Below are 9,849 nucleotides of genomic sequence, written 5' to 3'. Positions count from 1 at the left end.
CACTCCTGGTCACCGGAGTCATCTACTTCACCCTCCACACCGTGAAACCCTCACCCGCCCACCGCCGCTGAGCACGGACCGACGACCTCGGGACCCGCCGGTGGCAGTGGGCCGGTGAGCGGGGCGGGTGAGCGGCCGACATGACCGTGATGTGGCTGGTTCCGCCACCCGCGGTCGTAGTCCTGGTGGACGTTTCCGACAGTGGCACGGCCGGCACCGCGGACGCCGAGTGTGCTGGCGAATTTTCACGTTCCGCTTGTCGGCTGGTCATCCCACCGCGACCATGCGAACGTGGCTCAAATTTCCAGTTTGATCGCTATCGAAGACCCGGTGCTGCGGGCCGTCACTGCCAATGATCTGCTCTGGAACGGTGCCCCCGGGCCGAAGGATCTCGGGACGGTGCGGGATCTCCGGACGGCACGCGGCCAGGCGATCATCGAGGCCATCGGCGCGGGCCGAGGGCGCGAGGAGATAGCCGACCGTCTACACGTCCGGCCCAGCGATCTGGCCTGGATGACCTCGGATCGTGAACCGACTTACCCGACCAGGTAGGTCAACCGGCAGCCGGGCACGTCGGGCGGCGCCTACCCTCCGCCTCGGTCCGCGAATCAGCTGGCCTGTGAGGTAGAGCGGCCACGAACCATGACCGCGCACCGGTGTAGCGCCGTGGTGGACCGACTGCCACGTGCTGGCAGGAACCGATCTACTCGCGTCATCCGATCGTTCGCGGCTCATCGGTCACTGTTCGTGATATCTCCGGGAGTTGTCTCACAGCGCAGGACCACGGCCTCACCTTCCGAGGTCTCGACGACCCTGCCGGTGGGTCGATAGACGACGGGGCGTGGGTTGAGCCACGAGGCGCCGAAGGTGAGGCTCTGGCCGGAGCGCACCATGTAGGTGCCGCCGCGGAAGGGTCCGTCATCCAGGATCGCGAGTGTCACGTCAGACGGCACCATGAATCGTTACGTTAAGTGACGCGAATGGACATCGCCGTCCGTTGAAGCGCGACCGGACCATCGTCACATATTGGCGATTCCGGTCCGTGAAGCGAACTTGTTGTGAACGGCGAGTACAGGGCCCGCTCGTCGGTGCCGTCGGATGTTCATCCACCGGCTCTGGACACGCCGCGGTCCGGACTTCGCGACCCGGCCGGACGCGACCTTCGTGGACCTTACGACGGGCCGATGCGGCCCTGGCCCAGCGCGGCCGGCACTGATCAGACCCAGCACTCACTTCCCTTGCTACGGGGTGGATCAGCCGTGTGCCCCGGCCGCGGTGCCGTCGGGCCCGGGCAGCGTGGATCCCGCAAGCGTGACCCCTGAAGATCACCAACCGAGATCGGCCCGCCGCGCCGCCACCGTAGCGGCACCAACCTACCGGCCACCGCATCGCGCCCATCGCGATACACCCCTGAGGCGGGCCAGCCAGCACAGTACTGGATGTAACGCCTGCTACATTCCCAGCTGTGCCAGATGCAGCCCCAGGGAGCCATTGGCTCGTCCTTGTGATCAAAGTGCCGGCGGAGCCGTCCCGGCACCGCGTGGCGGTCTGGCGGGAACTGCGCAGGATCGGCGCGCTCCTGCTCGGTCAGGGCGTGTGGGCTGTGCCAGACGTGCCGGTCTTCGCCGACGGCGTCTCCAGCGCTCTCACGCTGGCCGAGCAGGCCGGCGGACAGGCCATGGCTCTGAACGCGACCGGGCGCGGTCCCGAGGACGCCGCCCGCTTCCAGGCGCTGTTCACCGCCGCACGGTCCGCTGACTGGGCGGAGTTCCTGGCCGACTGCGGCAAGTACGAGGCCGAGTTGGCCATGGAGATCCGCACTGCCAAGTTCACCCTGGCCGAACTGGAGGAAGAGGAGCAGTCACTGGAGCGGCTGCGGCGCTGGCACCGTGACCTGACCGCGCGCGACGTGTTCGGCGCACCGGAGGCGGCCCAGGCCGGCAAGCGGCTCAAGGAGTGCGCCGCCGCCTGCGAGGACTACGCGGCACGCGTCTTCCGCGCCCTGCACGACCGGTGACCCGGCCAGCGACGGCCGGGCCGGCGCCGGCGCGGCAGATGTGGCCGTTGTATGCGGCCGGGTTCACCACCGCCTTCGGCGCGCATGGCATCGCCGCCAACCTCGGCGGGTTCTCCGAGGACGCGGTCACCTCGCTGCTGGTGCTCGGTGGGCTGCTCGCTCTCTACGACGGAGCCGAGGTGCTGCTCAAGCCGCTCTTCGGCAGTCTCGCCGACCGCGTCGGCGCCCGCCCGGTGCTGCTCGGCGGGCTCGTGGCCTTCGCCCTCGCGTCCACGCTGTACGCCATCGCGGACAGCCCCGGTTGGCTGTGGGCCGCCCGTCTCGGCCAGGGCGCGGCGGCTTCCGCCTTCTCCCCGTCGGCGTCCGCGCTGGTCGCCCGGCTCAACCCGGCCGCGAAACATGGCCGGGCGTTCGGCTCCTACGGCTTCTACAAGTCGATCGGCTACACGCTCGGCCCGCTGCTCGGCGGGGTCCTGGTGTGGGCCGGCGCCCTGCGGCTGCTGTTCGCGGTGCTGGCGGCGCTCGGCGCCGCGGTCGCCCTGTGGGCGGTGCTGGCCGTTCCGGCCGTACCGCCGTTGCCCAAGGCCCGGCAGACGGTGCTGGACCTGGCCCGGCGGCTGGCCGACCCGGCCTTTCTCGCCCCGACCGGCGCGCTGGCGGCGGCGACCGCGGCCCTGTCGGTCGGAGTGGGCTTCCTGCCCGTCTCGGGCCGGGTGGCCGGGCTGGGCACGATGGCCACCGGCGCGGCAGTCTCCGTGCTCGCCGCGTGCGCGGCGCTCACCCAGCCACAGGCCGGCCGTGCCTTCGACCAGGGACGCCTCACGACCCGCTCCGGCCTGGCCGCGGGCCTGTCGGTCACCGCCGCCGGCCTGGCGTGCGCGATGCTGCCCGGCCTGACGGGCGTACTCGCCGGTGCCGCCCTGATCGGCGCGGGCACGGGTCTGATCACCCCGCTGGGCTTCGCGGCGCTGGCCGCCAGCACCCCCGCGGAACGCCTCGGCCAGACCATGGGCGCCGCCGAACTCGGCCGAGAACTCGGCGACGCGGGCGGCCCCCTGTTCGTGGCCGCCGTCGCCTCCCTCGCCACACTCACCTACGGCTTCGCGGCACTCGCCGTCCTCCTCGCGACCGGCGCGACACTCGCGCTGGTCCACCGCCGCGGTACGGCTCCCACGGCCGAGACAGAGACGTGACCATTCCCCGCGCCAGGCGTCCAGGACAGACCGGCCGTTCCGGCGGAGGGGACGACACCTGAAGGACCAGGCAGGAGCAGTCCCGGAACATCAGATCGATCATCACCTGACGTGATCGCCCGCCGGGAACCTGGGTACGCGCGAACCGCCAGACCGTCCCGCCCACCTGCCCGTTCAGCACGACGCTGACCGTCCCAGACAACCCCGTGAAGTCCGAGCCGCAGCCGACACGGCCAGTCTCGGCCCAGTACTGAAGCCAGCCGCGAGGGCCGTTGAGAGGGCGCCAGAGGCACGATCGGCCGGCGAGCACAAGGAGGAAGCTCGACCGCCGTCACGGACGCCCCGGTCTGCTCCAGGGACGGTCGATTTCCGCGACGACGGGCACGTCCGGGCCCGCTCCCTGATCCACGCCAGCGAGAGCACCGGCGCCAGCCAAGCCCGACTCGGCCACGGCAGCGCCCTCGCGGCCTTGGATACCCACAGTCACCACTGGCCCGACAAGCCGAGGCCGCCGTCGACAGGATCGCCGGGTGGCTCTCGCGAACGAAACGACCCAGAAACGGCCCAGGGCCATGATCAAGAGAGCAGAGTCGCTGTGCCGCAAGGGTTCTCGGGACGAGTCGGCCTGTAAGCCGGATTCTGCGAATAGCACTTCGCTGACCTGCGCCAAATCGCGATCATGGCTGTCCCGCAGGCGATTTCACCCTTCGAGATCTTGCGTTGTTCGTCGCTGTTTCGCTCACAAAACGGCCCAGAAACGGCCCAGGAGCCGCTTGCACAGCCCGACATACAGGCCCACAGCGCGACTACGGAGCGCCACGTCGGGACGCGGCGTGACTCGTACTCCCGAGGAAGCCCGGAGGAAGACCGTGCGGCTGATGAGCGCGAAGGCAGGTTCCGAGACGGACGCGCTCGGGAGCGTCGTAGAGCCAGGACACCAGCCGGTCAGCCACGGGCCCGCCTCGGCCGGACGACGACCTCACACCCGACGAACCGCAGCAGCCGCAACGCGTGCGTCAACGAACTGCCGAACCGGCCCGCTTCCAGCGACGACACGTAGGACTGCCCGACCCCCATCGCCTCGGCCGCGGCTACCTGTGTCACCCCTGCCGCGGTCCGGAAGTGCTTGATCGCCGCGCCGAGATCCCGCGCCGCGATCACCTGATACTCGCCGACCGGTATCACCACAGATCAACACTATCCCGCTATCAGCAAACACTGATATCACAATATGCCGATATCCCGGCCAAGATCCGAACGGCGGCGCCGTGACGAGTCCGCCATGCCAAGCCAGGCGCGGCCCGGGTGACAGCCCCCGAAAGGTCGGTCTCGGGTGCGACCTGGACCTAGACTCATCCCGCACCTGCGGCCTACTCCGGGTCGCGCCGGGCCGCCAGCCAGGCCTGGACGTCCGCCTCCCGGTAGCGCACATAGCGCCCCACGCGGAAGCCGCGCGGGCCTTCGCCGGTCGCCCGCCACTTGTAGATGGTGCCGACCGGAACACCCAGATACCCGGCCAGATCAGTCACGGTCCACAGCTTGCTGGGTCGGTCGGCAACAGCCATCGGACGACTCCCTTCGGCGAACGACGCGCCGCACCAGACACAGATGCAGCACACCGTCCACCGTGAACACCAGGGACATCCGCACGAGCACCGCCAAGGCCATCGCGGCTGAATCACGCCGTCCGGGTCGAAACCCACTCGATCAGATGACACGAGGCCTACCTCGGGGACTCTCCTCGGCGCGATGTGCTCCGCGAGGGCCTCGACGATGTCCCGCACGATGCACCCGAGTGCCTCGACGCAAATCCCGTTGAAAGCAAGCAGCGGGCATCCGAGACTGATCACCCGTCCCGGGCCGGGCGTCGGCGTCGTCGCCCGAAGGCGCCACTGCCAGGCCTCAGACCCCCGGGGCACCGGCCTTCCAGCGGAGCCGAGGAGCAGCAGTGGCACTGGGCAGGAGGGGCAGTCGACGCATCGTCGTCGACGGGGTCGGCTGCCGGTGGCGGCTGCGCCGTAGGCCGACCTACAGCCCGGGACTGTGCTGGGCACCATGCATCTACGCCGTCGAGCACGCCGACCGGCGCAGCATCGTCCTGATCGTCACCACCAACCAGCCACACGCCAGCAACTAGATCGGCAGACCGGCCACCGCGGTCCTGCCCACCGACGTCGCCACCAGCATCCGCGCCGCACTCGCCCAGGGCTGGAACCCGCACCACCCCGGCTCCCCCTTCACACTCGATCTCTCCCAGGGCTTTACACCGGCCCCCTGATCAACCCGCCTCACGACCAAAACCAGATGATCACCGGCGGTGAGCCAGAACCCAACCCGTCCCGTGCCGAAGAAGGATCCAATGGAAAGGGAGCAGCTTGCCGGCATCCTCCGAGGCGACGGCGAGGTCGTCCGGCTCTGCCGGGAGGCGCTCCTTCGTGACGCGGCCTTCCAGGTGTGGCACGACGGCGACGCGGCCCTGACCCCCGCAGTCGCCAGCATCTACAGCCGCCGCGCGAAACTGATCAGGAAACGGGGGCAGACCTCCCTCGGCGTCGACGACCGCCCCGCCAACGGCTACTACTTCCAACTCTTCATCACACCGGCCCTCGACAGGGTCATCGCCTGCCTCGCTGTCGGTTCCGTTCCCCATGGGAACACACCCCACTGACTCCACCGCGCCCACGACCACCCGGCTCGCCCTCGACCTCGGGCCGGGACCCAGGCGCGACCGCGGGGACCACACGCGCCGCTTGGTGCCGCAGAGCATCACGGAGGTCGGACGCGATATCGTGCACGATGATCCAGCCGTTCGCAAGGGCTACCTCGATGACATCGACGAGGCCTTGGAAATGTCAACTGCACTCAGGTATCGATCATCCAATTCCTCGAGAAAAGGCCGCGAAGACCGAGTCCGCGCGCGAGTCATGACGATGGCGCCGACGGTGGCGGCACGTTGTGGCGCCGATGACGGCATTGGCTGAAGGATTATGAGTCAGCTCCCCGGATCCGTTCTGAGCTACCGTGGCGTACCGCCTGCGGCCGTCTCGCGCCGAGTTCGCCTGGCCCGTACGGACTCCGGCAGGCCGTCGTCCTGCGGCGCGCCTCGCGGTGCCGGCCTGTGCCGTCCGCTACGCCCCGATTTGGCCCCGGTCGCCACGTCTCCAAGGCCACGGACGGTGACCGCGGCGTCGGGGTCGATCAGGCGGGCGCTTCCCGTGACCGGTTCGTGTTCGACAGTGGCCTACTGGGGAAGGCTGCCGACCGGACACCGCCTCAAGGAAATCACCGTGTCGCCCGGCTCGGCGGGCCTCACCAGGCGGCAGCGAGCCTGACGCGCGCGTGGCGGCTGGCCCTCACCTCACGCACCTGCGGCATCGGTCGCATCCGGCGGTCGCCCCGTCGTCCGGAGTGGCGCTCGCCGCGCCGAGCGGCTGGCCTCCGGCGGCGAACTCGCCGACCGTTTCGCTGAGGGTTTTCGCCGTGCTGGACCACGGCTCGTCCTCGTCAACCCGTGGTGCCTTCGCCGAGACGTTCGCGAAGTCTCATCCGCGCGATGCAGAATCGTCGGTGTGACTGCTGGCGGCGTCCTGATCGCGCAGTGGCCGGGTTCGACGGCTGTCGTCCCCCGCGGGCGTGCCGGCTCTCAGCGGCGTAGACCCGGTGGGGCCGCGCTGCTAGGGCCCGTGCCCTCGCCGATCCCGCAGTGGCGTCGTGTGGCGGGGAAAACCCGGTCGGCCCTGGCCGTGAGCACAGCCGCTCCCGGGCGCTGTCCCTGCGCCACCGCACCGCCCGCGGCGGATCGTTGCCGGCGCGCGGCGGACGGCCCGGTTTGTCAGCATCAGGCTGGCCACGGCCGACGGGAGAACCGGCAGCAGAGCTGCCGCGTTCGGCGACTGGCTCGCTCGACTCCGGCAGACTCGTAGGCCATGGCGGGAGAAGCCGCGGCGGACGACGGCAGTCGCCCTCCTGGCGGAGTCGGTGTCGACTTCTTCATCTCTTATGTCCAACGAGACGAGCAGTGGGCAGTCTGGATCGCCTGGCAGTTGGAGTCCGCCGGCTATGCCGTCCGCATCCAGGCCTGGGACTTCATCCCCGGTGTCCGGTTTCTTCAGGAGACCAACGACGCGGTGGAAACCGCCGTCCGCACGATCGTCGTCCTCTCGGCCGAGTACCCCACCTCTCACCTGGCCGCGGCCGAGTGGCAGGCGGCCTGGCTGGCGGACCTGTCCGGAAGCCAGCGCCGGTTGCTCATCGCACGGGTGGAGGACTGCCCCAGGCCCGGGCTGCTGGCTCAGGTCGTTACCGTCGACCTTTTCCACCTGGACGCGCGGCTCGCCCACGACCGGCTGCTCGCCGCGGCGGGCGGTCTGCGCGGCAAACCGGCGGAGGAGCCTCCCTACCCCAACGTAGGCCGGCCTGCGTCGCCGCCCGCCGCGTCGCCGGCCACGGGACCGGCAGGGCAAACGGGGGAGCTGACCAAGAGTTCCACCGCCCTGGCTGGACCGGTCCAACCCTTGCCAGCGGTGTTCCCCACGGCGCCGGAGTGGTTCGAGCCCCGTGCGGATCTGCTGGCGGCGGCCCGCGGTCTGCTGCTGGGCCCCCGAACGACGTCGACTGTCGGCCTGGTGGGCATGGGTGGAGCGGGCAAGTCCACGACGGCGAAGGCCCTGTGCGCGGACGGGGCGGTTCGGGCCGCCTTCCGGGATGGTCTGGTCTGGGTGGATGTCGGCCCAGACCCGGACATCGTGGCCTGTCTGGGCAGAGCGCTGGCGGCGTTTGGTGACGTCGTGCCCGTGGAGGATGCCGAGACGACTGTCGCGCGACTCCGCGAGCGACTCGCCGGCAAGTCCTGCCTGCTCGTACTCGACAACGTCTGGTCCGACGAACCGGTGCGGGCGTTCGCGGCGGCCGGACCGGAGGCCTGTCTTCTCGTCACGACGCGCGACAAGAACGTCCTCCTGCACGGCAGTGCGGCCTGCGCGGTCGGCCCGGTCGACACGTCGACCGGGCTTCGGCTGCTCGCGATGTATGCGGGCTGCTCTCCCGCGGACGTACCAGCTGCCGAGGGGCGAGAAATTCTGCGTCGCTGTTCGGGGTTGGTCCTTGCGTTGGTGATTGCCGGCGGCATGATCGCGGAGGGCCACCGGTGGTCCAGCGTGGCCGAGCGCCTGCGGCGTGCGGACCTCGGCAAGGTACGAATTTCGTCCCGCCTCAGAGAATACCCCGACGACAATCTCCGGGTCGTGCTGGACGCCAGCCTGGAGACGTTGACGTCCGGTCAGCGCGAACGCTTACGTGAAATCGTCATCTTCCAGGGGCGGGGGACGATCCCGTGCGCAGCCATGGCCGACCTGTGGGCAGCCACCTCGGAAATGGATCATCTCGACGCCGAGGATCTCATGCTGCTACTGGCACGTCGCTCACTGATCAACATCGATGAACGCGCGCAGCGGGTCTCGGTGCACGACCTGCTCTTCGACTACCTCCGTTCCACCCTCGACGACGCCAGGCCGAAAGAGCTGCACAGTCTCGTCGCCGACCGTTTCCTCGCGCGATGGGGCGGCCTTGAGAACGGTTTGCCCCGCCTACGTACGCGCGCCGGCCTCCTAGACGAGGAAAAATACGCACTCTGCCATGTCGCGGGACACCTGGACGCGGCCGGGCGTCACTCCGCACTTCACGACCTGCTCGAGCTCGAAGTGTCCACGCCGCCTCGCAACGTCTGGTTCGCGGTGCACGAGCGGAACGGAATGATATCCTCCTATCTGGCTGACATCCGACTGGCCTGGCAGTGTGCCGAGCGGGCCGGCGACGAGTCTTCCGCCGGCGACGGAAGACTCGAAGCGGGGGCGCTCGAGATCAGGTACGCGCTGATAACCGCGTCCATCCGTAATCTGGCAAGGAATATCCCCGGCCCGCTGCTGGTGCGCCTCGTGGAGACCGGTCACTGGACGGCCAGCCAGGCGCTCGCATACGCCCATCTCATCCCGGACCCGGCAGATCGGGTGCACGCCGTCATCGCTCTGATCCCACACCTGCCGACCGCGGAGCTGCACTCGACGCTGGTCCCCACCTCGCAGTCAGCCGGGTCGTTGCGCGACCCCTACGACCGAGCCAACGCAACCAGTGCGCTGCTCCCGTACCTTGCGGCCACGGAAAGAGCGGCAGTGCTGGGCCGCGCGACCCAGGCGGCCGCGATGGCCGTTGACCCCTACTCACGGGCCCGGGCGCTGGGTGCCCTCGCGCACCACCTGTCGGCCGCGGACCGGCGGGAGGTTGTCGAGCCGGCGCTGCGGTCCGCGGCCGACCTGCCGAGCCCGTTCCACCGGGCCTGGGCCCTCAGCGCCCTCGCGCCGGGGCTCTCCGGGGACCTCCTGGATGCCGCGCTGGACGCGGCCCGGGCGATCGAGGACCCGTTCTTCCGCCTGTGGGCGGTGGCCACGCTGGCGAAGTTCGTGCCGGAACCGGCGCGCGCGCCGGTCCTGGAACCGGTCGTGCGTGAGTTGGCGGCCATTGATCAGCCAGCGAAACGGGTGCGCGTGCTGGGAGCGCTCATTCCGCTTCTGGAACGGAAATGAACGTAACTATGGGCGCGCCAGAATGACCCCAGTGGCCCTTGCCCGCTCGGACGTGGGTGTG

9 protein-coding genes are annotated in these 9,849 nt (G+C 69.8%); 6 read left to right on the top strand and 3 right to left on the bottom strand.

Going from position 1 to position 9,849, the window contains the following annotated elements:
* Positions 1-231 precede the first annotated feature (231 nt).
* Entirely contained in the window at positions 232-552 is a 321-nt protein-coding gene (locus tag I6A81_RS02460; protein ID WP_307874416.1) for a hypothetical protein, read from the top strand.
* Between the two features lie 179 nt (positions 553-731).
* Here the strand turns inward: I6A81_RS02460 and I6A81_RS02455 are convergent, their stop codons facing one another.
* Entirely contained in the window at positions 732-956 is a 225-nt protein-coding gene (locus I6A81_RS02455) for a hypothetical protein (RefSeq protein WP_203007249.1), read from the bottom strand.
* A gap of 548 nt (positions 957-1,504) precedes the next feature.
* Here I6A81_RS02455 and I6A81_RS02450 point away from each other — a divergent pair.
* Positions 1,505-2,017 carry a Chromate resistance protein ChrB gene (locus tag I6A81_RS02450; RefSeq protein WP_203007250.1) on the top strand — a complete coding sequence of 171 codons (513 nt, stop codon included), beginning with the start codon at positions 1,505-1,507 and terminating at the stop codon, positions 2,015-2,017.
* Positions 2,018-2,055: 38 nt separating this feature from the next.
* Positions 2,056-3,210: an MFS transporter gene (locus tag I6A81_RS02445; RefSeq protein WP_203007257.1), complete on the top strand. Its 1,155-nt coding sequence runs from the start codon at positions 2,056-2,058 to the stop codon at positions 3,208-3,210.
* A 945-nt stretch (positions 3,211-4,155) separates the two neighbouring features.
* On the opposite strand, the gene I6A81_RS42885 is transcribed toward I6A81_RS02445, so the two are convergent.
* Both I6A81_RS42885 and I6A81_RS02435 read right to left on the bottom strand, forming a co-directional pair.
* The gene (locus I6A81_RS42885; RefSeq protein ID WP_203007251.1) at positions 4,156-4,398 is read right to left on the bottom strand and encodes a helix-turn-helix transcriptional regulator; all 243 of its coding nucleotides are present in this window, start codon (positions 4,396-4,398) and stop codon (positions 4,156-4,158) included.
* Between the two features lie 182 nt (positions 4,399-4,580).
* Complete coding sequence (locus I6A81_RS02435; protein WP_203007252.1) at positions 4,581-4,775, bottom strand: helix-turn-helix transcriptional regulator; 195 nt, start codon at positions 4,773-4,775, stop codon at positions 4,581-4,583.
* Positions 4,776-5,158: 383 nt separating this feature from the next.
* On the opposite strand from I6A81_RS02435, the gene I6A81_RS02430 reads away from it, so the two are divergent.
* From I6A81_RS02430 to I6A81_RS02420, 3 genes are all read left to right on the top strand, one after another.
* Positions 5,159-5,347, top strand: a complete 189-nt coding sequence (locus I6A81_RS02430) for a hypothetical protein (protein WP_203007253.1) — start codon at positions 5,159-5,161, stop codon at positions 5,345-5,347.
* 180 nt (positions 5,348-5,527) lie between these two features.
* The gene (locus tag I6A81_RS02425; RefSeq protein WP_203010076.1) at positions 5,528-5,878 is read left to right on the top strand and encodes a hypothetical protein; all 351 of its coding nucleotides are present in this window, start codon (positions 5,528-5,530) and stop codon (positions 5,876-5,878) included.
* 1,258 nt (positions 5,879-7,136) lie between these two features.
* Positions 7,137-9,788, top strand: coding sequence for a toll/interleukin-1 receptor domain-containing protein (locus I6A81_RS02420; protein WP_203007255.1), 2,652 nt, complete (start codon positions 7,137-7,139; stop codon positions 9,786-9,788).
* Positions 9,789-9,849 lie beyond the last annotated feature (61 nt).

This window comes from Frankia nepalensis (assembly GCF_016786325.1).
Lineage (GTDB): Bacteria > Actinomycetota > Actinomycetes > Frankiales > Frankiaceae > Pseudofrankia > Pseudofrankia nepalensis.
This window is presented reverse-complemented; position numbering and strand designations above follow the sequence as displayed.